Annotated in this window: 20 protein-coding genes and 3 pseudogenes; 10 read left to right on the top strand and 13 right to left on the bottom strand. The window is 59.8% G+C overall.

Annotated elements, in window-relative coordinates:
- Positions 1-42: 42 nt before the first annotated feature.
- The 4 genes and pseudogenes from AU14_RS22755 to AU14_RS07895 all read right to left on the bottom strand — a co-directional run bounded on the left by AU14_RS22755 (position 43) and on the right by AU14_RS07895 (position 3,475).
- Positions 43-822: a TRAP transporter large permease subunit gene (locus tag AU14_RS22755; protein ID WP_269079126.1), complete on the bottom strand. Its 780-nt coding sequence runs from the start codon at positions 820-822 to the stop codon at positions 43-45.
- A complete protein-coding gene (locus tag AU14_RS07905; protein ID WP_094191182.1) occupies positions 815-1,423 on the bottom strand; it encodes a TRAP transporter small permease subunit in 609 nt (202 codons plus the stop codon). The genes AU14_RS22755 and AU14_RS07905 overlap by 8 nt, the downstream gene beginning before the upstream one ends.
- A gap of 65 nt (positions 1,424-1,488) precedes the next feature.
- Entirely contained in the window at positions 1,489-2,355 is an 867-nt protein-coding gene (locus tag AU14_RS07900) for a TRAP transporter substrate-binding protein (protein ID WP_236744550.1), read from the bottom strand.
- A gap of 428 nt (positions 2,356-2,783) precedes the next feature.
- Positions 2,784-3,475, bottom strand: a pseudogene (locus tag AU14_RS07895) (TetR/AcrR family transcriptional regulator).
- Between the two features lie 179 nt (positions 3,476-3,654).
- Here AU14_RS07895 and AU14_RS07890 point away from each other — a divergent pair.
- The 4 genes and pseudogenes from AU14_RS07890 (at position 3,655) to coaD (ending at position 7,989) form a co-directional block, all read left to right on the top strand.
- Positions 3,655-5,100 carry a coniferyl aldehyde dehydrogenase gene (locus AU14_RS07890; RefSeq protein WP_041340119.1) on the top strand — a complete coding sequence of 482 codons (1,446 nt, stop codon included), beginning with the start codon at positions 3,655-3,657 and terminating at the stop codon, positions 5,098-5,100.
- Between the two features lie 83 nt (positions 5,101-5,183).
- Entirely contained in the window at positions 5,184-5,822 is a 639-nt protein-coding gene (locus AU14_RS07885; RefSeq protein ID WP_041340116.1) for a hypothetical protein, read from the top strand.
- A gap of 26 nt (positions 5,823-5,848) precedes the next feature.
- Positions 5,849-7,440 (top strand): annotated as a pseudogene (locus AU14_RS07880) (GMC family oxidoreductase N-terminal domain-containing protein).
- 66 nt (positions 7,441-7,506) lie between these two features.
- Positions 7,507-7,989 (top strand): pantetheine-phosphate adenylyltransferase, encoded by a 483-nt coding sequence (coaD, locus tag AU14_RS07875; RefSeq protein WP_041340114.1) that lies wholly within the window; start codon positions 7,507-7,509, stop codon positions 7,987-7,989.
- Positions 7,990-8,047: 58 nt separating this feature from the next.
- Here the strand turns inward: coaD and AU14_RS07870 are convergent, their stop codons facing one another.
- From AU14_RS07870 to AU14_RS07850, 7 genes are all read right to left on the bottom strand, one after another.
- Positions 8,048-8,956, bottom strand: a complete 909-nt coding sequence (locus AU14_RS07870; RefSeq protein ID WP_269079142.1) for a DUF945 family protein — start codon at positions 8,954-8,956, stop codon at positions 8,048-8,050.
- 32 nt (positions 8,957-8,988) lie between these two features.
- Positions 8,989-9,336 carry a DUF945 family protein gene (locus tag AU14_RS22750; protein ID WP_269079125.1) on the bottom strand — a complete coding sequence of 116 codons (348 nt, stop codon included), beginning with the start codon at positions 9,334-9,336 and terminating at the stop codon, positions 8,989-8,991.
- A gap of 14 nt (positions 9,337-9,350) precedes the next feature.
- Entirely contained in the window at positions 9,351-11,492 is a 2,142-nt protein-coding gene (gene ppk1 / locus AU14_RS07865) for a polyphosphate kinase 1 (RefSeq protein ID WP_041340112.1), read from the bottom strand.
- A gap of 67 nt (positions 11,493-11,559) precedes the next feature.
- Positions 11,560-12,576, bottom strand: coding sequence for a porphobilinogen synthase (gene hemB / locus AU14_RS07860; protein ID WP_041340110.1), 1,017 nt, complete (start codon positions 12,574-12,576; stop codon positions 11,560-11,562).
- Positions 12,577-12,717: 141 nt separating this feature from the next.
- Positions 12,718-12,897: a lipase secretion chaperone gene (locus AU14_RS22745; protein WP_269079141.1), complete on the bottom strand. Its 180-nt coding sequence runs from the start codon at positions 12,895-12,897 to the stop codon at positions 12,718-12,720.
- The gene (locus AU14_RS07855) at positions 12,828-13,751 is read right to left on the bottom strand and encodes a lipase secretion chaperone (RefSeq protein ID WP_052471996.1); all 924 of its coding nucleotides are present in this window, start codon (positions 13,749-13,751) and stop codon (positions 12,828-12,830) included. Before AU14_RS07855 ends, AU14_RS22745 begins: the two co-directional genes overlap by 70 nt.
- 154 nt (positions 13,752-13,905) lie before the next feature.
- Entirely contained in the window at positions 13,906-14,127 is a 222-nt protein-coding gene (locus tag AU14_RS07850) for a hypothetical protein (RefSeq protein ID WP_041340107.1), read from the bottom strand.
- 275 nt (positions 14,128-14,402) lie between these two features.
- On the opposite strand from AU14_RS07850, the gene AU14_RS07845 reads away from it, so the two are divergent.
- From AU14_RS07845 to panP, 4 genes and pseudogenes are all read left to right on the top strand, one after another.
- The gene (locus tag AU14_RS07845; protein WP_236744549.1) at positions 14,403-15,017 is read left to right on the top strand and encodes a TetR/AcrR family transcriptional regulator; all 615 of its coding nucleotides are present in this window, start codon (positions 14,403-14,405) and stop codon (positions 15,015-15,017) included.
- Between the two features lie 19 nt (positions 15,018-15,036).
- On the top strand, positions 15,037-16,737 hold the full coding sequence (locus tag AU14_RS07840) for an isovaleryl-CoA dehydrogenase (protein ID WP_041340104.1): 1,701 nt from the start codon (positions 15,037-15,039) through the stop codon (positions 16,735-16,737).
- Between the two features lie 152 nt (positions 16,738-16,889).
- Positions 16,890-17,228 (top strand): DUF503 domain-containing protein, encoded by a 339-nt coding sequence (locus AU14_RS07835; RefSeq protein WP_041340102.1) that lies wholly within the window; start codon positions 16,890-16,892, stop codon positions 17,226-17,228.
- Positions 17,229-17,421: 193 nt separating this feature from the next.
- Positions 17,422-19,097 (top strand): annotated as a pseudogene (gene panP / locus AU14_RS23260) (pyridoxal-dependent aspartate 1-decarboxylase PanP).
- Positions 19,098-19,257: 160 nt separating this feature from the next.
- Here panP and AU14_RS07825 read toward each other — a convergent pair.
- The gene (locus AU14_RS07825) at positions 19,258-19,524 is read right to left on the bottom strand and encodes a hypothetical protein (RefSeq protein WP_041340099.1); all 267 of its coding nucleotides are present in this window, start codon (positions 19,522-19,524) and stop codon (positions 19,258-19,260) included.
- 98 nt (positions 19,525-19,622) lie between these two features.
- Positions 19,623-21,182: an inorganic phosphate transporter gene (locus AU14_RS07820; protein ID WP_041340097.1), complete on the bottom strand. Its 1,560-nt coding sequence runs from the start codon at positions 21,180-21,182 to the stop codon at positions 19,623-19,625.
- Positions 21,183-21,388: 206 nt separating this feature from the next.
- On the opposite strand from AU14_RS07820, the gene AU14_RS21130 reads away from it, so the two are divergent.
- Positions 21,389-21,571, top strand: a complete 183-nt coding sequence (locus AU14_RS21130) for a hypothetical protein (RefSeq protein WP_236744548.1) — start codon at positions 21,389-21,391, stop codon at positions 21,569-21,571.
- Complete coding sequence (locus AU14_RS07815; RefSeq protein WP_236744547.1) at positions 21,544-22,491, top strand: GGDEF domain-containing protein; 948 nt, start codon at positions 21,544-21,546, stop codon at positions 22,489-22,491. The genes AU14_RS21130 and AU14_RS07815 overlap by 28 nt, the downstream gene beginning before the upstream one ends.
- Positions 22,492-22,497 lie beyond the last annotated feature (6 nt).

Below are 22,497 nucleotides of genomic sequence, written 5' to 3'. Positions count from 1 at the left end.
GCGACAGCTCACCGCGCACCCAGGTGCTGAGCGCAATACCGATCACACCCAGGCCGAAGCCTCGGTCACCGAGGCGACACCACCGTAAATGCTACCGAGCACCACCACTACCGACAGGATGGGAAACAGCAGGGCCTTGAAAAAATTGGGCGCCGGCGTGTCCGGCTGATCCTGATCGGACGGCAGCGGCGCCATCTCCGGCTTGAGCCAGACCCGGATCAGTACATAGCCCATGTACAGCAGGGCCAGCAGCAGCGCCGGTAAAAAGGCACCCTTGAACAGGTCGCCGATGGAGACGTTGGCGGTCAGGCCATAGATGATCAGCACGATACTCGGAGGCAGCATGGTGCCCAAGGCACCGCCGGCACAGGTGGTACCAATGGCCAGCTTGCGGTCGTAGCCCAGGCGCAGCATCTGGGGCAGCGCCAGGATGCCCAGCAGCACGGTTTCGCCGCCAATCACCCCGGACATGGACGCCAGGATAACCGCCACCACCAGGGTCTGTATGGCAACACCACCGCGCAGACGACGACCCAGGCGGGCCATGGCGTCAAACAGGTCCCGGGCGATACCGGAGTGGTCCAGCAGCGACGCCATCAACACGAACATCGGCACCGCCAGGAACACATAATTGCCAATAAAGCTGTATAGCCGGCTACTGACAATCGGCAATGCGTCGGGGCCAAACCAGCCCAGTGCGAACAGCAAAGCCACCAGACCGGTGGCAAACGCCAGCTGCATTCCTGTCAACAACAACAGGATCAGCAACCCCAGCATCAACAGGCTGCCGTAGCCGATGCCCATGGAAGCAAGTTCAAACATTGCGCTCTCCCTTGTCGTCCGAGACCTGGTTAGGCGTGGGCTTGTTACGCAGGTCACGAATCAGGTGCAGCAGGAATTGCAGCGTGAGAATGACCACGGCAACAAAGATGACGACCTTCAGCAACGCAGGGAATGGCGGATTCCAGGCCGAGCCGGAGGTCTCCAGCCGCCAGCCGCCCCAGGGCGCGACGACGGCCGACTGGGCCATGAACCAGCTGGCGTAGAGCAGCAGACTGCTGAACAACAACCCCAGAAGATGATGCACAACCCGGAGCCAGCGCTGGACGGCCGGCGACACCGAGTCGTACACCAGCACAATGCGCACGTGCTTGTCCGTCGCCAGCGCGTACAACCCGCCCAGCACGAACAGGGTGGCACCGGCAAAGGTGACGGTTTCGTGCACCCACAGGGTGGGCGAGTTGAACAGGTAGCGGCGGACAATTTCGTACAGGGACACCACAGCGATAAGGGCAAAGACCAAGCTCAGTTTTTTGCCCAACCACACGATGGCGCGATCCAGTGGCGTAAAGCCAACATCCTCTGGGGGCTCCGGCACCAGATCACCTGGCGCCTGCCCTGTTGGTTCATGTTCAGCAGACATTAGAAACTCCCGACTCCGGCCCCTGAATACGGGGCCGGAGGGTATCGGTAGGGGACGAAATCAGATCAGAGCAGGCCTTGCGACTCGAGGTAGGCGGTCACTGACTTGTAGACCTTCTCGGCGTTGGGGGACTGCTCGGCGTAGGCTTTCCACTGATCGCGGGCGATGGTGCGGAACTTCCGGCGCTCCTCGGCTGACCAGTCGTGGACGGTGATCTCCGGGTTGGCGCGTGCTTCCATGACCGCGGTCTTGTCCGCCATGGCCAGCTGGGTGCTGATGTCCTGGGCGAAATCCCTTGCCGACACCGTCATGATGGTCTGGATGTCCTCCGGCAGCTTGTCCCAGGCCTTGAGACCCATTGCGATCTCGATCAGCGGCAGGGAGTGGAAGCCCGGATACACCGGATGCGCGGCAATTTCATGCAGGCCAGCGTTGTGATTGGTGGAGAACACCGTGTAGTCGGCAGCGTCGATCACACCCTTGCCCAGTGCGGTGTAAACCTCAGAGCCCGGCAGATTAACCGGTGCGGCACCGGCAGCGGCAAACACCGACTGCACCAGGCCTTCAGGGGCGCGCATCTTCAGACCCTTGAGGTCTTCAACGCTGTTCAGCGGCTTCTTGGAAACGAACGACTCCAGGCCGGTACCACCACCGCCAACAAACTTCACACCGTACGGACGGTAAAGTTCGTTCATCAGCTCGTAGCCGCCGCCATGATTGATGTAATCGATCAGCTGGTCGGGGCTGGACCAGGCACCCACGGTATTACCGATCAGGCCAAAGGCCGGATCCTGGCCGGAGAAGTAACCGGTGACGGAGATATGGCCATCGAGCACGCCCATTTTCATGGCACCGAGGGTTTCGGTGTGACTGACCACACTGCCAACCGGCAGCAGATCAATACTGACCCGACCGCCTGACATTTTTTCCACCCGGTCGGCCCACTCCTGCTGGATCTCAAAGTTCTTGACACCGGACGGGTCTGACGACTGGAACTTGAAATTAAAATCGGCGGCAGCGGCGTGAAGCGCGAAAGTGGCCGAAATCAGCCAGCGGCAAGTCTTTTGGTAAACATACGTGGGACTCCTGGTTGTTTTTGTATCGGCAAATGTTACCGGTAACATTTGCGAGTCTAGTTAAAACCAAAAGTGCTGACAAGCTCAGGCAGGCGTCAGAAACGGGAAAAAACATAAAAAAACCGGTCTGCCAGAGACAGACCGGTGAAACGTCAGGGTTTGCGACGTGCTAAAACCTGAGAACTCGCTCAGGAGACGCAAGAAATGTCCGGATTTCCTACGTCCACTATTATGACGGCTAGCGTCCATGAAAGTTCCCTGATGCGGTTACTTTTTGAACAGACCTAGCGGCTGGCCACCCGACTCGGCTCAGGTGCCGCCTCGTCCTGATCCGACAGCGTTGGCCGGTATTGCTCCCGCAGCGCCAGCACCCGGTCCCGATAAGCCGGCGTGAGGTATGGCAGCTCCAGGGTCAGCACCTGGTAAATGCCCTGCTTGAGCTCATTCAAAGTCAGGTTGGCGTAGGTTTCCTCGGCGTGCGCGGTTTTCAGGAACGCCATCCAGTTAGTCACCACCAGCCACACATTTAGCGACATGGCAGCGCGCAAAGCTCCGGCTGCGCCTCAATGATGCCAGCCTCCGCCAACCGCTCGAAAATGCGATTGATGGCCGTGAGGCAGCGCTGAGTGAACTCCCGATAGTCCTGGCGCAGGCGCTGATCGCTGTCCAGCAGGTATTCCAGATCGCGGTGAAAAAACCGGTAACTCCACAGGCCATCAAACACCGACTCCAGGTAAAAAGTCATGTCGGCGAGCGTCATGGCCCGGTCTTCCGGAATATCCAGGTAGAAATCCACCAGCTTTTCGTACTCGAGGAAGATCTCGTAAATGATGTCCGACTTGTTGCGGAAGTGGTAATACAGATTACCCGGCGAGATCGCCAGGTGCGCCGCTATATGATTGGTAGTGACGTTACGCTCGCCCCGTTCGTTAAACAGCTCCAGACTTGAGAGCAGAATCTTGTCTCTTGTTTTCATAAACTTGCCGGCGATTGTTAGGTGCCTTGAGGATGGCCTGATAGGCCACCGTACCCTGCTTGACTCCCTAGAGTATATACTCTAATAATACCGCTAAGCGCAAATTGCGCACTTTTTCACCACTACAGAACCGCACACTGCCGGCCCGATACGCCGACAGTGAACGGAGGGAGCAGAGTATGGGAGCCACGGTCGTTCAGCTTACCGAAAGTAAAAAGCAGATCCAGCACACCCACCGGGTTTTTCAGGATCAAAAGCAGGCGTTTCGTAGCAACCCCATGCCCTCGCTCACTGAGCGCAAGGAAAACCTGAAACGCCTGAAGCGCACCCTGCTGACGAATCAAGAGCGCCTGCTCGACGCCATTGACCGGGATTTCAGCTGCCGGTCCCGGGACGAATCATTGATTGCCGAGGTGATGCCGTCTATCCAGGGCATCAACTACACCCTGAAGCATCTGGGTGAGTGGATGAAGCCGTCGAAACGGCATGTATCGGTGCTGTTCCAGCCCGCCAGCAACAAAGTGCACTACCAGCCCAAGGGCGTGGTCGGGGTTATCGTGCCCTGGAACTACCCGCTATACCTGGCAGTAGGGCCACTGGTGGCATCACTGGCAGCCGGCAACCGCACCATGATCAAGATGTCCGAGTTCACCCCGCACACCTCGGCGCTGGTCAAGGAAATCATTGAAGCCACTTTCCCGGAAGAACTGGTTTCAGTCATTACCGGCGAGGCCGATGTCGCCGCCGACTTCTCCGCCCGGCCCTTCGATCACCTGCTGTTCACCGGCTCGACCTCAGTTGGCAAGCTGGTAATGCGGGCTGCAGCTGAAAACCTCACACCGGTCACCCTGGAACTGGGCGGCAAGTCCCCGGCCATTGTCGCGCCCGACGTGCCGATGGAAGACGCCGCTCAGCGTATCGCCTTCGGCAAGGCCCTGAACGCCGGCCAGACCTGTGTCGCCCCGGACTATGTGCTGTGTCCTGCTGATCGGATCCAGGCCTTCGTGGACGAGTTCCGCACCCGCTTCTCGGACATGTACCCCAGTCTGCGTGACAACGACGACTACACCGCCATCATCAACGAGCGCCAGTACGACCGCCTGCAGGGCTACCTGGAAGACGCCCGCGCCAAAGGTGCCGAGCTGATCGAAATCAACCCGGCCCGGGAAAACCTGGGCGATGGCACCCGGAAAATCCCGCTGACACTGATCCTGAACACCACACCGGACATGAAAGTGATGCAGGACGAGATTTTCGGCCCGCTGCTGCCGGTGGTCAGTTACAGCGGCCTGGACGAGGCCCTGCACTACATCAATGATCGCCCCCGGCCGCTGGCCCTGTATTTCTTCGGGTACGACAAGAGCCAGCAGCAGCATGTGGTGGACAACACCCACTCCGGCGGCATGTGCATCAACGATGCACTCATGCATGTGGCACAGGATGATCTGCCATTCGGCGGTGTCGGCGACTCCGGCATGGGGCACTACCATGGCAAGGAAGGCTTCCTGACCTTCTCCCACCACCGGGCCATTTTTGCCAAACAGAAATTCAACAGCGGCAAATTTGTGTACGCACCGCACGGCACCGCTGCCCACAAGATGATATACAAGCTCTTCATCCGCTGAGACCTGGCGCGGGGGCAAGCAAAGCCCCCGCCATCCATAACGATCCAAAGCCACCCAGGACAATAACAAGAAGGGAACTCGCCATGCTTGACCCGTCCGCCGCCCAACCGGGCGACACCGAATTTGCCCGGCTTGATCGCCGCAGCTTTCTGAAAAGCGGACTGGGCGGCACCCTGTTTCTCGCCACGGTCAGCACCACTGCCGGGCTGAGCGGCTGTGCAACAGCGCCGGCCGGTCGGCTGGACGACGTCGACAGGCAAATGGACACAAGCTACCAGTTCCGGTTCCTGACCCGGGACGATATCGAGTTGTTTGAGGCGCTGCTGCCTGCCATGTTTGGCCCGGCGCTACCGGAACAACCTCAGGCGCGGCGTCTGGCCGTTGCCGGTACCATTGAGCGTATCGATTCCGGCATCCACAACTTCGGGCCAGCAAATCAACAGGAACTGCGGCGGCTATTCGACCTGCTGACCTTTGGTTTCACCCGGGTGACCATTGCCCGTGTGTGGTCTCGTTGGCCCAATGTCAGCACCGCCGACGCCAACGCGTTTCTGGAGCGCTGGCGCACCAGCGGTATCGGCCTGTTCAACAATGGTTACATTGCCCTGACCAAGATCAGCAACGTCGCCTTCTACGGCGGCCATGACCAATGGCACCTGTCGGGCTACCCGGGACCGCCCCAGTGGGCCGTAGACGCCCTGCCCCAATTCAAGACTGCCTGATTCCACGCTCAGTAACGGAGCTATCCATGTCGTTAACCGATCGCATTGCCCGGGGCCTGGAAGCAGGCTGGAAAGTAACCGATGCCACCACCCTGACCGACCACCAGACCCACGAACCGATGTGGTCATCGTCGGGACTGGCGCCGGCGGTGGCACCACCGCTGAAATCCTGGCCAAGAGCGGGCTGTCCGTGATCCTGGTAGAAGAAGGTCGGCTGTACTACCAGAAAGACTTCACCATGGATGAGCACAGCGCTTACGCCAGCCTGTATCAGGAGGGCATGAGCCGGACGACCCAGGACGGCGCCATCGCCATTCTCCAGGGCCGCTGCGTGGGTGGATCGACCACGGTGAACTGGACCTCCAGCTTTCGCACCCCGGCTCAAACCCTGAACTACTGGGCCGACAGTTTCGGCCTGGACAACCTTAGCCCCGAGGCCATGGCCCCCTGGTTTGAAGGCCGGGAACAGCGGCACACCGTGGCGCCCTGGCAGACACCTCCGAACGTCAACAACGACATCCTGCGTCAGGGCTGCGAACAGCTCGGTTACAGCTGGCAGACCATTCCCCGGAATGTGAAAGGATGCTGGAACCTGGGCTACTGCGGCGTGGGCTGCCCCACCAATGCCAAGCAGGGCGCGCTGATGACCACCATTCCCGGTGCCCTCGATCATCAGGCCCGACTGTTTCACGGACTTCGGGCAGAACGGCTGGTCATGGACCAGGACCGTATTGATCACCTGCAAGCCAGCGCCATGGCCGCGGACGGCATTACCCCGTCCGGTGTCACGGTGACCCTGAAAGCTCGCCACTTTGTGGTTGCCGCCAGCGCCATCGGCTCTCCGGGCCTGCTGTTACGTTCCGACATTCCAGATCCACATGCCCGTGTTGGCAAGCGCTCGTTCATCCATCCGGTGAACGCCACCATTGCCCAGATGCCGGAAAAAGTGGATCCGTTTTACGGTGCGCCCCAGTCGATCTACTCCGATGAGTTCAACTTCAAGAATGGCGTAGATGGACCAGCCGGCTTCAAGCTGGAGGTTCCGCCACTGCATCCGGGCATGTCGGCGGGCGTGATTCCGGGCCACGGGCCGGAGCAGATTGACGCTATGGCGGGCCTGCCCTGGACCCAATCCGTCATCGCCCTGATGCGCGACGGTTTCCATCCCGAGAGCCCCGGGGGCACGGTAACCCTGCGCGACGACGGCTCACCGGTTCTGGACTACCCGATCACAGATTACCTCTGGCAAGGACTGAGACAGGCCTACCTGACCATGACGGAGATTCAGTTTGCCGCCGGCGCAAGCAAGGTCCGGCTGGTGCACCTGGACTCAGACTGGTACACCACCTGGGGCGAAGCCAGGGCCGCCATCAACAGCATTGCCATGGAACCGCACCGGGTACGGTTGTTTACTGCCCACCAGATGGGCGGCTGCAGCATGGGCCAGGATCCCCGATCTTCGGTGGTGAACGGCTTTGGCGAGCACCATCAGGTCAGCAACCTGAGCGTACACGATGCTTCGGTGTTCCCGACCAGCATTGGTGCCAACCCACAGCTGTCGATCTATGCCCTGGCAGCTCGGAACAGCGCACGGCTGGCCGCTAAATTGACGAGCTGAGCGCCCGCCATTTTGGGATGGCCGGCAAGCTGGTATTCTAAGGCCTCACGAATTAAGGAGCTGTGCATGCCGAAAGTCATCTACCCAGGCACCTTCGATCCGATTACCAATGGTCATACCGACCTGATCGAGCGTGCCGGTCGCATGTTCGACGACATCGTGGTTGCCGTCGCCTACAACCCCAAGAAACAGCCACTGCTGAATCTGGAAGAGCGCTGCGATCTGGTCCGCCAGGCCACCGCCCACATTCCTAACGTCACCGTCACCGGCTTCAGCAACCTGCTTGCGGATTTTGTCCGGGACCAGGGCGCGACGGTCATCCTGCGTGGGCTGCGGGCTGTGTCTGACTTCGAGTATGAATTCCAGCTGGCAGATATGAACCGGCGGCTGGCACCGGAAGTGGAAAGCGTATTCCTGACCCCGGCGAACCACCTGTCGTACATTTCCTCGACCCTGATTCGGGAGATTGCCTCCCTGGGTGGCGATGTCTCGGAATTTGTCGATCCCGCCGTTGAGGCGGCTATGAAGCAGAAGTTCGAATCAGCCTGAGAAAACGTGGCGTGAGCGGACCAGGCCTTGGCCGGGACCTGGTCACGCTTAACGTGGCTCAGAGCAATGGGGGCAGCGGAATTTCCATTCCGTTCACGTCCACCATCAGATCCTTCATCACCGCCTTCATCACCAGCTGATCACCGTCTTTGATCAGCAGGCCCTGCTTGATCATCGGCGCCAGCTGCATGCGCACGCTCGGGTAATTCTCCGCCAATGCTGATGGCACGCTCAGCTGCATGTCGCCGGTCAGTCGTTGCATCACCATCAACATGCCCGCGCGCTCGTCAGCGCTGAGCTCCGGATGACGAACGGTGACATTACCGGTGACCACCCCCTCTGGTGTGCTCAGGCTCATCTGTGGCATACCCAACGAAAATCCAGCCGAGGCCAGCTCGCGCAGGGCCAAATTGATCTGCTGCATGGCTGCCATTTGCTGCTCCGGCTCCACTGGCGCCGAGCTTCCGTTTTGCAGCATCACGGTTTGCAGATCGGACATGCCCCGGGTAAGGGAGCTCCAACTGGCCAGATCCAGATTTTCCAGGGCGAATTCGATTCGGTGGGGGCCGTAGCCCTGGCCGCCACGAATGATTTCCTCCAGTTCCAGAGTAACCCGGGAATCCAGGCGGGTTTGCTCAGGGTTGGCTTCAGTGCTGCTGGACAGACTGAAGTCCCGGAACTCCACCGGCGGTTCGGCCCGATGGACCACCGTCATAGACCCAACCTCAAGCTCTCCGGCACCGGTCCAGACGTCCGCCATCAGGTGATTCAGGCTTTGCTCCATATGGATGTCGGCCATACGGATATCGATTTCAGGGCCAAACAGGCTCAGTGTCGGCCAGACCATCAGTGCGTCGGCGTGGGAGCCAGTATCGCTAATCTCGATACGCGCCAGGCCGCCGCTGGTGTTCAGAGTTTCGCCAGTGACCTCGTTGGTCATGGTCATCACCGGTGCCTCAAGCTCCAGCGTGGCACTTCCCCACAGCCGGGTTTCCAGGGTCAGCTTCGGTTTGGCTTCGGGAAACCAGTCACGTCCTTCCGGCGACCAGCGTCCACCGGCTCGAAATCCAGCAAGCTACCGGTGACACCGTGGGTCACATTGGCCCGGTACTCGACCTGATGTGACTCGCCAGTCTCCGGATTCTGTACCACCAGGGCCCCGGTCAGCTCCGAGCCCAGGACCCCGCGACGATAGGCACCGGTTTCCATCTTCAGAAACGACTGGGCACGATTCATCTCCTCGGTCGCCTGCTGCCACTGCTGCTCCGTAACAAAGCCCACAACCCAGGGCATGGCCCCAGCTACCGCCAACACGGCAACGCCGGTGATAATCCATTTTTTCTGCAAGACCTGTCTCCGCCTCAGGATTTACCGGTTAGTCGCTCTAGCAACACCAGTTGAGATGCCAGCCGCTCTTCACCTTCGGCCGGTTGTTTCTGCACGTAACTGCCATCGGACAGTAACGCCCAGGACTGACAATTGTCCGCCAGGTAAGTATCCAGATCCTCACGCATTCGAGCCACCAGCGCCGGATCCTCAATCGGGAACGCAGTCTCTACCCGGCTGAGCAAATTCCGCTCCATACCGTCGGCACTGGAGCAGTAAACATCCGGGCGCCCCTTGTTGCCAAAGTAGTACACCCGGGTATGTTCCAGGAAACGACCAATGATCGAGCGGACCCGGATGTTGTCCGACAGCCCCGGCACTTCGGGCCGCAGGCAACAGATACCCCGGATAATCAGATCAATTTTCACGCCCGCCTGGGAGGCCCGGTACAGCGCCTTGATCAACTGCGGTTCGGTCAGCGCATTGAATTTCATGATGATACGCCCCTTTTCACCGAAGCCGGCTTCGCGCTCAATCAGACTGAGCAGGCGGGAATGCAGGGTAAACGGGGCATGGAACAGTTTCTTTATCTTCAGCGCCTTGCCCATGCCGGTCAGCTGCTGAAACAGCTTGTTGACGTCATCACTAATGGAATCGTCGCAGGTCATGAAGCTGTAGTCAGTGTACAGGCGGGCGTTCCCGGCGTGATAGTTGCCAGTCCCCAGATGCACGTAGCGCCGCAGCTTGCCCTCCTCCCTGCGCACGATGAGAATCATCTTGGCGTGGGTCTTGTAGCCAACCACCCCGTAAACCACGATCACACCGGCCTCCTGGAGCCGGCTCGCCAGCTCCAGGTTTTCGGCCTCGCTGAACCGCGCCCGCAGTTCGATCACCGCCGTTACTTCCTTGCCGCGCCGGGCAGCGTCCGCCAGCGCTTCCACGATCTCGGAATCCGCCCCGGTACGGTACAGGGTCTGTCGGATCGCCAGCACCTGGGGGTCCTTGGCGGCCTGGCGCAGCAGATCTACCACCGGACTGAAATTCTCATAGGGGTGCAGCAACAGGATCGGCTGTTTGCGGATACTGTCGAACATCGAATCCTTGCTGCGGATCGGCTTTGGAATCGACGGTGAGAAACCGGAATAGGTCAGGTCCGGGCGATCCACCAGGCCACCCACCGCCATCAGCCGGGTCAGGTTAACCGGGCCGTGAACCTGGTATAGATCCCGTGCAGTCAGGCCAAATTCGGTCAACAGGAACTGGGTCAGCTCATCCGGGCAGTTGTCCGCCACTTCCAGCCGCACCCCATCGCCAAAGCGACGGCTCAGCAGCTCACCCCGGAGCGCCGACGCCAGGTCGTCCAGATCGTCCTCGAGCTCAAGGTCGGCATTCCGGGTCAGGCGGAACTGATAGCAGCCCTTCACCTCCATGCCCGGAAAGAGCTCGTCGGCATGGGCGTGGATCATCGATGACAGGAACACCAGGTTCTCGCCACCGTCGCACACGTCGTCCGGCAGGCGCACCAGGCGCGGCAAGGACCGCGGAGCGGGCACGATGGCCATGCCGGTTTCCCGACCAAAGGCGTCCTTGCCATCGAGCTCAACGATGAAGTTCAAACTCTTGTTGACGAGACGAGGGAACGGGTGCGACGGATCCAGCCCGATCGGACTGACCACCGGCAGAATCTCTTCTTCGAAGTAAGTACGCACCCACTCGGCCTGGGCCGGCGTCCACTCGCGCCGACGGACAAAGTGGATATTCTGCTGTTCCATTTCCGGGATCAGCACGTTGTTGAGGATGTCGTATTGCTCGTGGATATACTCGTGGGCAACCCGGCTGATCTCCGCCAGCGCCTGCTCCGGCATCATGCCGTCCATGCCCACGGTTTCCCGGCCATACTTCATCTGCTGGCGCAGACCGGCGACCCGGATCTCGAAGAACTCGTCCATATTGCTGCTGAATATGCAGCAGAAAATCAGTCGATTGATCAACGGGTGCGTGGTATCCAGCGCCTGCTTGAGGACCCGGTAATTGAACTGCAACTGACTGATTTCCCGATTAAAGTAGTTCTCGCTGGCCTCCAGATTAACGCTCTCACCAAGCGCCGGCATATCCACCGGGGCTGGCACATTCTGGTCGGGGTCAGCCTTGAGCTTCTTGGCGGTTTCCGTGGTCATAGTTCCTCAATTCCAGTCTGTAGCGGGAGCGGCAGACACCGGTCACGCTGTCATGTCGTCCGTGGTTCTAGCGTCGCGGCTGGTTCATCAGGCGCGCCGCGCGCACTGCAAAATAGGTCAAGATGCCATCGGCGCCGGCCCGGCGCATGGCCATCAGGCTTTCCATCATCACTGCGTCGCCATCAAGCCAGCCGTTCTCGGCCGCTGCCATGTGCATGGCGTATTCGCCACTGACCTGATAGACAAAAGTAGGCACCTGCAACTCGGTCTTCACCCGGTGCACAATATCCAGGTACGGCATGCCCGGCTTGATCATCACCATGTCCGCGCCTTCAGCCAGATCCAGGGCCACTTCGTGCAACGCCTCATCGGAATTGGCGGGATCCATCTGGTAGGTCGATTTGTCGGCCTTGCCCAGATTAGTAGCGGAGCCGACGGCATCCCGGAACGGACCGTAATAACTGGAGGCATACTTGGCAGAATAGGCCAGGATTCGGGTGTTCACATGCCCGGCCGCCTCCAGCGCTTCCCGAATGGCGGCTACGCGCCCGTCCATCATATCCGACGGCGCCACCACATCCGCGCCGGCATCGGCATGGGACAAGGCCTGGTTCACCAGGGCTTCCACCGTGACGTCGTTCAGCACGTAGCCGGCCTGATCAATGATGCCGTCCTGGCCGTGGGTGGTGAACGGATCGAGTGCGACATCGGTAATTACGCCCAGCTCGGGCTGCGCTTGTTTCAGCGCCCGCACGGCACGCTGCGCCAGGCCATCCGGGTCCCAGGCACCAGAACCGGACAGATTTTTCTGGTCCGCAGCCACCACCGGAAACAGCGCTACCGCCGGGATACCCAGCTCGACCAGCTCCGCCGCCTGCTCAACCAGCAGATCGACACTCAGACGCTCTACCCCCGGCATCGACGGCACAGCTTCGCGCTGGCCTTCGCCTTCCAGGACAAACACCGGGTAAATCAGATTGTCCGGCGTCAGCTGGTTCTCCCGCACCAATCGACGGGAAAAACTACTGGCGCGGTTGCGACGCAGACGGGTGGCAGGGAAAACACGGGGAGTCGGACTCGGCACGGATAACCTCCTGGATGGTATGGCCGGACATTCAAAGACTGCTGGCAGCGCCGGATTGGCGCTCTGCACACCATCATACACGGCACGGGCCACCCATTGCAGACTCCCTGGACAGGTTAAGGAGTAGCCGTGACATTCGTGTTACCGGATTGAATCCAGGGCCTGGGCGCGAACCCGCTCCGTATCCGTGAAATGCTGTTCGCGCAGGTCGGCAATGGCCTGCTTCAGCTCGGGCCCGGCCAAACCGGAAGTCAGCAGGCTTTGGCGCTGGGCCGAATAGGCATGCCAGCGCTGGTTCCAATTCGCCTGCTCCTGCTCCAGGGCCTGCAGCCGTTGCGCAGTTTCAATGCCGAAGCCTCGCGGCGCCAGTTTTTCAGGGCCTCGGGATCATCGGCCAGTTCCTGGCGCGCCCTTTCATAATCAGTAAACCTGCGGGTTTCGCGGCGCGCCTGCCGCAATGAGGCGGGCAAGGCATCTTCGGCCTGCGCCAACGCAACCTCACGCTGATCCCCGGTCAGGCTCGGGTCGCGGCTGATCCTGAGTTTCTCGATCTGAAAACGATCGATGGCCTCGTCCTGGGCAAAAAACGCGTCGGCGGTGGCACTGTCGAGCCAGGCCCGGCGCAGAGCCTGAATTTCCTGCATGCGCTGCTGCATCTGAACCGCATCCAGCTCAGTACCGCCCCCATAGCCGGCCTCCAGGTCGGAAATCGCCAGTTTGTAATCAAGATAGGCGCGCAGGGTATCCAGGGCCTGGGTGCGTGCCGGTTCCTGCAGCGCCAACAGTGTTTGTCCGATACGGGCGACCAGCTGCTCCAACGATTCCTCCCCGAGCGCCGACAGATAGTATTCAAACAACTGTCGCAACGCCGGCGTTGGAATCAAGTCGCCGACACTGTCCACCTGGTTCCAGCCAGCGGGCACCGAGGTGCCGACCAATGAGGCCGGCAGCTGCTCCGGCACCGAAACAGCTTTAGCCTGCCCTACCAACTTCGATGGCGCTGTGGCGATGGAGACCGTTGCCAGGCCAGTGCCGGACTCGGCTTCAGAGGGACGGGGCTCGGTCGAGGTCTGCGCCGGAGTGCCAGCTTGTGACGTCAGCACATACCAGCCGGACACCAGCAGCAGAGTCAGGATGAACGGAATCAGGATGCGGGGGCGAGCAAGGGATCTCATGGTCAGCGCGAATCCGTGGTCTTTGGGTGCGGGCGTATTGATTCAGCATCGCCAGAAAGGAATGGCACGAGGATAGACCAGCGCGGGACCAACTACCGAGAACGGTGTCAAAAACAGAGCCGGGGCTAATCGCCCCGACCTGATCTGGCATTAATCACAAGGAACGGTTGTTAAAACCTACAGCGACTTTACGCGGTGCGTCTGAGCGGAAGAGGGTATCAATCTCATGGATTTCACCACCCTGACTCAGGTAAGCCTCGATATCGGCCTGCAGCTGCGCCCGAACCCGTGCCCGACCAGCAATGGAATGACTATCATCGCTGTCCTGGCCCCAGCTTCCGGGTTGTTCAAGATTGCTTTCGTCGAATTCACTCATAATGCTCTCCCCATCAACGAAAACAGAGAATCGAGTGCCGGCGCGCCCCGCAGGGCAACTACACTCAGTCTCGACGAACGGCCGGCTTTGGCATCGTCTTGGCGTCTTTATAATCCTGTTTCGGTGACCGCGCTATTTCAATCAAACCCATTTTTTGTAATTTTTTGTAACTGTTAATAAAGCACTGATTTTATGTGACAAAATGAGGCTCAATCAGGGGCTTGTGAAATTGACACAAAGAATGAATAGTGATTCACTACTTCTAGGGAGCCGGCATGGCTTATCGTGAAACGGAGAAGATGCGCCAGCGCAAGGCCGAGGCGCGGCAACGGATTGTTGACTGCACCTTCCAGTGCGTTATGGATGGCGGGTTCCGAAGTGCTCGCATTAACCGAATTGCAGATCTCGCCGGCGTTGCTACGGGCACAATTTACCGGCATTTCGAGTCCCGGGAAGACCTTTTTGCCGGCGTATTCCGGCTGGCCACCCAGCGCGAGGTCGACAAGGTCGCAGAAGCGCTGGCAACCGAGGGCAATGCCGCAGCCCGCCTGGAAACGGCATTACGGCAATTTGCCGAACGCGCCTTGCGCGGCCCCATGATGGCGTGGTCGCTGATTGCAGAGCCGGTCGACCCGAAAGTAGAAGAAGAACGACTGAAGTACCGCAAGGCCTACGCCAGCCTGTTCGAAACGGCGATTCGCGAAGGCATCTCCGAAGGTTGCCTGCCGGATCAAGACGCCCGCCAGAGCAGTACCTGTCTGGTGGGTGCCATCGCGGAAAGCCTTGTAGGTCCACTGTCACCAACTCAGCCGGCCAGAATCCGGCGGCAACACCTGACAACACCGATGCACTGGTCAATTCCATCATTCGCTTTTGCATGCAGGGACTGACTGGCACCAGGAGATAACCATGAACGCGCGGCAGCCACACCCCGAGACCCCAACCAACGGCTCCGAAGACCGATACCTGGCCAGCACCCACGAAGTGGTCAACCAGCCCCCGGCGCTGGAGAACTACAACCTGTTCGAGCAGGACACTGCTCTGCAGGAAGCGGTCATCCGGGAGGGCGCCGAGGCTGCTGCGCCGGAATTGAGAGAGTTTGGCGCGCTCGCAGGAGCTGCAGCCACCATTGATCTGGGCTTCAAGGCCAACAGCAACAAACCGGTGTTCCAGACCCACGATCGCTTCGGTCACCGCACCGACGAGGTGGAATTTCACCCGGCCTACCACGACCTGATGACCATTGCACTGGAGCATGGCCTGCACAGCAGTCCGTGGACCAACCCCGGCAAGGGGGCCCACGTGGCGCGGGCTGCCAAGTACTTCATGCACTCCCAGGTAGAAGCTGCGCACGGCTGCCCCATCACCATGACATTTGCCGCCATCCCCTCCATCCGGAAACAGCCCGAGCTGGCCCGGGACTGGGAGCAGCGCATCCTTGCCAACAGCTACGACCCGCGCAACCTACCCGACAGCCAGAAAGCCTCCGTTACCATCGGCATGGCAATGACCGAGAAACAGGGCGGCAGCGATGTCCGTGCCAACAGCACCAAGGCCTACCCGGTGAGTACCGAAGGCCCGGGCCAGGCCTACGAACTGGTTGGCCACAAATGGTTTGTCTCGGCTCCCATGTGCGACGCCTTCCTGGTACTGGCCCACTCCCGGGGCGGCCTGTCCTGCTTCCTGATGCCACGCTGGCGCCCGGATGGAAGCAAGAACCCCTGGCAGATCCAGCGCCTGAAAAACAAAATGGGCAACGTCGCCAACGCCTCCAGTGAAGTCGAGCTGCGCGGCGCGCTGGCCTGGATGGTTGGCGAAGAAGGCCGAGGCGTGCCCACCATCATTGAAATGGTGGCCATGACCCGCTTTGACTGCATGATCGGCAGCTCCGCCGGCATGCGCCAGGCGGTGGCACAGGCCACCCACCACTGCCGCCATCGTAGCGCCTTTGGCAACCGCCTGAATCAACAGCCCCTGATGCAAAATGTCCTCGCAGACCTGGCGGTGGAAAGCGAAGCGGCTCTGGCCTACACCCTGCGCATCGCCCGCGCCCTGGACAATCAGGACCAGGAACACGAACGACTGCTGGCACGCCTGGCCACACCGGTTGGTAAGTACTGGATCTGCAAGCGCACCCCCAACCATGCCTACGAGGCCATGGAGTGCATCGGCGGCAGCGGCGTGATGGAAGACTGCATCATGCCGCGGCTGTTCCGGGAATCACCGGTCAACGCTATCTGGGAAGGCAGCGGTAACGTTCAGTGTCTGGACACCCTCCGCGCGCTGCAAAAAGAACCGGAAACCCTGGATGCCTTCTTCCGCGAAGCCGCCGAAGCCAAAGGCGCCGACCGCCGTTTCGATCTGTTCCTGGCCCAGCTGCAGCAGGACTTCGGCGACATCAGCGATATCCAGTACCGGGCCCGCAACCTGGTCGACCGCATGGCCCTGGTCATGCAGGGATCACTCCTGCTACGCCACTCCGACCCGGCGGTTGCCGACGCCTTCTGCGCGTCCCGCCTGCAATCAGCCGGCGGTATGAATTATGGCAACCTGCCTTCGGGCACGGATGCGGCGGCGATTATCAAACGGGCAACACCTGTAGTAGGCTAAGGATATTCAACGTCCCTGAAACAGGCCAAGGAGGGGGCGGGGCGGAGTCTCTGAAACTGTGCGTAGCCATGGATGGCGGAGCTCAAGCGTCACATGGACGTGCTTGAGCGGGTTTCAGAGACTTCGCCCCGGCCCCTCATGCACGGATTAAAATGTCTGAAGCCCTGAGAAAACTCCTGAACCAGTCCACTGCACAGCCGGTGATTACCCCGCACGTGGGTGTACTGACCCTGCACTTCCAGCTCTATGGCTGCGAAGACCTCAAGGCCAAGCGCAAGGTCTTTACCGCCCTGCGCGCAGTCTGGGGCAAAGAGCCGGACCTGGCTGTCGCCGAAACCGCCGACCTGGACGCACTGGATTGTGCAACCTGGACCATCGCGGCCCTTGGCACCTCATCCCAGCAGATCACCCAGCGCCTTGACCAGATTGAAAAAGCCATCGAAGAGCGCGTCGATGCGGCCATCTTGGACGTGCACCGGGAAATTCTCTGATCCACTATCTACACTGCAATGGGGCCTTATAGCGTATGGCTACGACAGCCCGTATACTACTGCTCCTCAGGGATGTCAGAGCGCCTGCTGACCGCAGGTGGCCAGTTTTGAATCGCCGGACCGACACTCCGGCCATATCCGTCGGGCATCCGGAACTGGCCCAGCGGATAACCGCTGATCATGTGTGGCACCTATGACCGGAAAGAAAAAATCCGCCCAGGCCTCAGTCGAGGCGATGTATCGCGTGTTCACGGTGCCCGAGGCTCCGGAATCCACGTTGAGCCGGATCGACCAGAATATCTCCAACAACCTTGCCGGTTTTCTGCAGGAACACATCGTTGCGGTTGAACGGGACCTGTCGGACGTCGAAAAAAACTTCTCCGACTACGCCATCCCGGAAAAACCCGTCTTCGTGTCCGAGCAAGCGCAATTCCTGCTCGACAAACTGGTGGCCAACTCGGTCCACACCGCCTCCCCCGCCTTCATCGGTCACATGACGTCCGCGTTGCCGTACTTCATGCTGCCGCTGTCGAAAATCATGATTGCGCTGAACCAGAACCTGGTCAAAACCGAGACCTCAAAGGCGTTTACGCCCATGGAGCGCCAGGTCCTGGGCATGATTCACCGCCTGGTCTATGAAGAAGACGGCGCCTTCTACCGCAAGTGGATGCACGACCCCCGCTATGCCCTGGGCGCCATGTGCTCCGGTGGCACCGTTGCCAACCTGACCGCACTGTGGGTCGCGCGCAACCGCGCCTTCCCGGCCGAGGGCAGCTTCCGCGGTCTGCATCAGGAAGGCCTGTTCCGGGCGCTGAAATACTATGGCTATGAGGGTGCCGCCATCGTGGTGTCCCGACGTGGGCATTACTCCCTGCGCAAGGCCGCCGACGTACTCGGTCTTGGCCGCGAAGCCCTGGTACCGGTGGACACCGACGACGACAACCGCATCCAGACCGACGCTTTGCGGGACAAATGCCTGGAACTGCACCGCCAGAAGATCAAGGTCATGGCCATCTGCGGCGTGGCTGGCACCACCGAAACCGGCAACGTCGACCCGCTTGATGGCATGGCAGACATAGCCCGGGAATTCGGCGCCCATTTCCACGTGGACGCTGCCTGGGGTGGCCCACCCTGTTCTCCCGTACCCACAAACACCTGCTGCGGGGCATCGAGAAGGCCGACTCCGTCACCTTCGACGCCCACAAGCAACTCTATGTACCCATGGGTGTTGGCCTGGTCGTGTTCAAGGACCCAAGCCTGGCCAGTGCCGTCGAGCATCACGCCCAGTACATCATCCGTAAGGGCTCCCGGGATCTGGGCAGCACCACCCTGGAAGGCTCACGCCCGGGCATGTCGATGCTGATTCACTCGGGCCTGAAGATTCTGGCGCGGGAAGGCTATGAGATTCTGATCGATCAGGGCATAGAGAAAGCCCAGAGCTTTGCGGCGATGATCAATGCCGAGCCAGATTTCGAGCTGATCACCAAGCCCGAGCTGAACATCCTGACCTACCGCTACTGCCCGGAATCTGTCCAGAACGCCCTGGCAATAGCGGACCCCCTGCAAGCGGAAAAGCTCAATACCTGCCTGAACCGCATCACCAAGTTCATCCAGAAAACCCAGCGGGAGCGGGGCAAGGCCTTTGTCTCACGGACCCGGCTGGAACCTTCACACTACTACCATTTTCCGTGCATCGTGTTCCGGGTGGTTCTGGCGAACCCGCTAACCACGCGGGAAATCCTGAGCGATATCTTGATCGAACAGCGGGAGCTGTCGGCGGAAGAAGGGATTGAGGACGAAATGCAGATTCTGCATCAGATGGCCGATGCGGTGTTGAAGCAGCACGAACAGAGTGCCAAGCAGGCCTGAGCTTAACCCCTCAGGCTTGGGGTATGCGAGGCAGGCAAACGCCCGGTCAAAACACGCTGTAAATACTTCCCTGTACGCTCGGCTCCGCCATCCATGGCTCCGCACGGTTTTGCCCAGGCGTTCGCCTTCCGCGCTCAAAGCTCAGTAATCGTAGCCAACCTCAATACAGCGCCTCTTCGTCATCCAGCACCTCGTGGATGATATCGAGAAACATGTGATCCGCCTTGCTCCAGCTCTCCGGAATCCGGATCGTCGTATTCGCGCTGATTTCCCGAGCGATGATCTCGTTCGCATTGGGCTCGTTGCGATACTTGCGGGCAATTTCCATGGACTTAACGGCGATAGTCGGCTCGCTCAAGACTTTCTTGATGAACACCCTCAGCTCATCAATCATCTTGGCCTGTTGGCTTTCAACAGATGTACTCATTATTCACTCCACGGATAATCGGTTGCCGGGGGCACAGACGGCCCCCGCTCTTGCTGAATAGTATGACCAAAGTGGCCAGCGACAGCCAGCCTACGGGATCAGATCATCAACCCACGCAGGGTGAAGAACAAGAGGGCGGCCATGATTGCGGAGGCCGGAACCGTGATGATCCAGGCTGCGGCGATCTTGAACAGATGCGACCGCTTGACCAACTCTTCCCGGTAAATCTTCTTCAGGCGCTTGCGCTCGGACTTGGACAGCGGCACCTGCTTTTGCTTTTTAGCCTGTTTCAGCAGATCTTCCATCTCCTCAACGGAGGCATCACGGAAATTATCCAGGAACGGCTTCAGACGCTTCTGCTCGTCCTCATCATGGTGCTCCATGATCTTGTGCAGCTGGGTCGCGTAATTGGATTTGAGGTATTCCCGCAGGAAGCCAACACCAAACACGCCACCAATGGCGATGTGGGTGGAGCTGACCGGTAGCCCCAACTGGGACGCCACGATCACGGTCAGGGCGGCCGAGAGCGCGACACAGAAAGCGCGGGTCTTATCCAGTTCGGTAATTTCGCTGCCCACGGTTTTGATCAGGCGCGGACCGAACAGCATCAGACCAACCGCCAGACCGAGTGCACCGACCATCATCACCCACAGCGGAATGCTGGCGGAGGTCACTACACCACCGGATGACAGCGCATCGTTGATGGCCGCCAGCGGACCGATGGCATTGGCGACGTCGTTGGCGCCGTGGGCAAAACTGAGCAGCGCGGCAGCGAAGATCAATGGCCAGGTGAACAGTGTGTTCACACCGGCGGCATTATTCTCCATGGTCGCCGCGCGGCGGCCGACCAGGGTGCGGACCGCGAAATAGACGATCGCAGCGGCCAGCAGGCCGATCAGGGCCGCGTCCAGGAAGTCGACCTTCACCACCTTTTTGACGCCCTTGATCATCAGATAGGTGCCAAAGGCCCAGGCCATGATCGCCACAAGTATCGGCACGAAGGTGCGCGCGGCCGGAATCACATCCTTGCGATAGAGCACGGTCCTCTTGACCACATACAGGAACAGTGCCGCCAGAGCGCCACCAAGAACCGGGGAGATCACCCAACTGGCGGCAATCTTGCCCATCACGGCCCAATCAGCAATACCCCAGCCGCCGGCCGCAATACCGGCACCCAAAACGCCACCAACAATAGAGTGCGTGGTGGAAACCGGTGCCCCCATCCAGGTAGCCAGATTAAGCCAGAGCGCGCCGGCCAGAAGTGCAGCCGTCATCAACCAGACGAAGGCCTGACTGTCGCTCAACGACGACGGATCAATGATGCCACCCTTGATGGTGGAGACCACATCGCCGCCGGCGATCAACGCCCCGGCCGATTCGAAAATGGCCGCTATAATGACGGCCGCGCCGAGAGACAGCGCGCCCGAACCAACGGCTGGGCCGACGTTGTTGGCAACATCGTTAGCACCGATGTTGATCGCCATGTACCCACCGATAACGGCTGCCGCCATCAGCAACATGCTATTGGGCATGCCCTGACTGAAAGAACCAACGGTCAGCCATACGCCGAGGAGAAAAAGCAGACTGAATCCGACCCTATACCGTTCCGTGGTGGGGCTGGTGAGGAGAGTGTCCAAAAGTCCGGTTGAACGGGCCATAAGAGATTGGGTCTCGTTTGGTCTGAATGGGAAATTGAAGTTGTTTACCGGGCGCAACTATAATTTTTTTGTCATCAAATTGAAATAAAACGGTCATTGTTCACCCAGATCACATTCTGACCAGGCAATAGATGCAAACCTACGGCTAATTGGCTCATAATCCGGAAAAATGCGCCAAAATTACAAAAACCCGTCGCAAGGTGCCCATGTCCAACCAGTCGATCACAGGCCAGCTCGCCGAAGGAGAGCGTGAAGACGCCCAGGTATCACGTCTGATCACCTGGTTGTCCGCTATGGCCATTTTGTTTCTGGTCGGCATTGGCGCCAAGGCTGGTATGCCGGGCACCATGGCCACGCCTGGGTGCTCTGGGGTTTCGCCCTGGTGGTGATCGTCAACATGGCGTACTTTGCCCAGACCGGAAACCGAACCGCGCAGAAGGGCGGCCTGCTGCTGATGGTCTGGCTGTTGTTCACCTACCTGATCGCCTCGGGCGGAGAGAGTAATACCGGGCCGCTTTGGTTCTACGTGTTTCCTCCACTGCTGTTCTATCTGACCAGCCTGAAGACCGGCACCGCGGTGCTGCTGTTCTGTTATCTGGTTGCCGTCATTGTCTTCCAGTTCCCCGGGTTGCCGATGGTCAGCGCGGAATACAGCCTCGATTTCAAGATCCGTTTCTTCGCCACCCTGACCTTCGAGTCGGTTCTGTGCTTCGTACTTGAAGCCAGTCGCCTGAAGGCACGCAACGAACTGGTTACACTGGCACAGAACCATGAACAGGCGGCCAAGACCGATGAACTGACCGGCCTGTCCAACCGCCGCGATATGCACAACCGGCTGAGCGCGGAGTTTTCCCGCTATCAGCGCTCCGGACACCATTTTTCCATCGCTCTGATTGACCTGGACCTGTTCAAGGGCATCAATGACAACCACGGCCACGATGCCGGCGATGAAGTGCTCAAGGCGTTCTCGGCACTAATGCAAACCGTCATCCGACAAACTGACGTTGCGGCTCGCTGGGGCGGTGAAGAATTCCTGATCCTGCTGCCGGACACTTCCTTGCTCCAGGCGCTGACTCTGGCCGAACGGCTGCGCTCGGAAGTAGCCCAAACGCCGTTCCGCTTCCGTGGCGCCGAATTACCGGTCACCATTAGCGCCGGAGTCTGCTCCATCGCCAAGGCCGGCTCCATCGACGAGCTGCTGAAACAGGCCGACATCTATCTCTACAGCGCCAAGAAAGATGGCCGTAACCGCATCGCTCCACGGGTTCGCAGCCGGGACACCAGCAAGGCTGCCGACGTTGATGGTTGAGTGACC

It is taken from the genome of Marinobacter similis (genome assembly GCF_000830985.1).
GTDB classification, from domain to species: Bacteria; Pseudomonadota; Gammaproteobacteria; order Pseudomonadales; family Oleiphilaceae; genus Marinobacter; species Marinobacter similis.
Note: the sequence above shows the minus strand (reverse complement) of the source record. Positions and strands in the feature narration are given on the sequence as shown.

Excerpts from the sequence above, each read along its gene's own strand:
- AU14_RS22755 (WP_269079126.1), bottom strand. The coding sequence starts at position 822 with ATGTTTGAACTTGCTTCCATGGGCATCGGCTACGGCAGCCTGTTGATG.
- AU14_RS07905 (WP_094191182.1), bottom strand. The coding sequence starts at position 1,423 with ATGTCTGCTGAACATGAACCAACAGGGCAGGCGCCAGGTGATCTGGTG.
- AU14_RS07890 (WP_041340119.1), top strand. The coding sequence starts at position 3,655 with ATGGGAGCCACGGTCGTTCAGCTTACCGAAAGTAAAAAGCAGATCCAG.
- AU14_RS07885 (WP_041340116.1), top strand. The coding sequence starts at position 5,184 with ATGCTTGACCCGTCCGCCGCCCAACCGGGCGACACCGAATTTGCCCGG.
- coaD (WP_041340114.1), top strand. The coding sequence starts at position 7,507 with ATGCCGAAAGTCATCTACCCAGGCACCTTCGATCCGATTACCAATGGT.
- ppk1 (WP_041340112.1), bottom strand. The coding sequence starts at position 11,492 with ATGACCACGGAAACCGCCAAGAAGCTCAAGGCTGACCCCGACCAGAAT.
- AU14_RS07855 (WP_052471996.1), bottom strand. The coding sequence starts at position 13,751 with ATGAGATCCCTTGCTCGCCCCCGCATCCTGATTCCGTTCATCCTGACT.
- AU14_RS07850 (WP_041340107.1), bottom strand. The coding sequence starts at position 14,127 with ATGAGTGAATTCGACGAAAGCAATCTTGAACAACCCGGAAGCTGGGGC.
- AU14_RS07845 (WP_236744549.1), top strand. The coding sequence starts at position 14,403 with ATGGCTTATCGTGAAACGGAGAAGATGCGCCAGCGCAAGGCCGAGGCG.
- AU14_RS07840 (WP_041340104.1), top strand. The coding sequence starts at position 15,037 with ATGAACGCGCGGCAGCCACACCCCGAGACCCCAACCAACGGCTCCGAA.
- AU14_RS07835 (WP_041340102.1), top strand. The coding sequence starts at position 16,890 with ATGTCTGAAGCCCTGAGAAAACTCCTGAACCAGTCCACTGCACAGCCG.
- AU14_RS07825 (WP_041340099.1), bottom strand. The coding sequence starts at position 19,524 with ATGAGTACATCTGTTGAAAGCCAACAGGCCAAGATGATTGATGAGCTG.
- AU14_RS07820 (WP_041340097.1), bottom strand. The coding sequence starts at position 21,182 with ATGGCCCGTTCAACCGGACTTTTGGACACTCTCCTCACCAGCCCCACC.
- AU14_RS21130 (WP_236744548.1), top strand. The coding sequence starts at position 21,389 with ATGTCCAACCAGTCGATCACAGGCCAGCTCGCCGAAGGAGAGCGTGAA.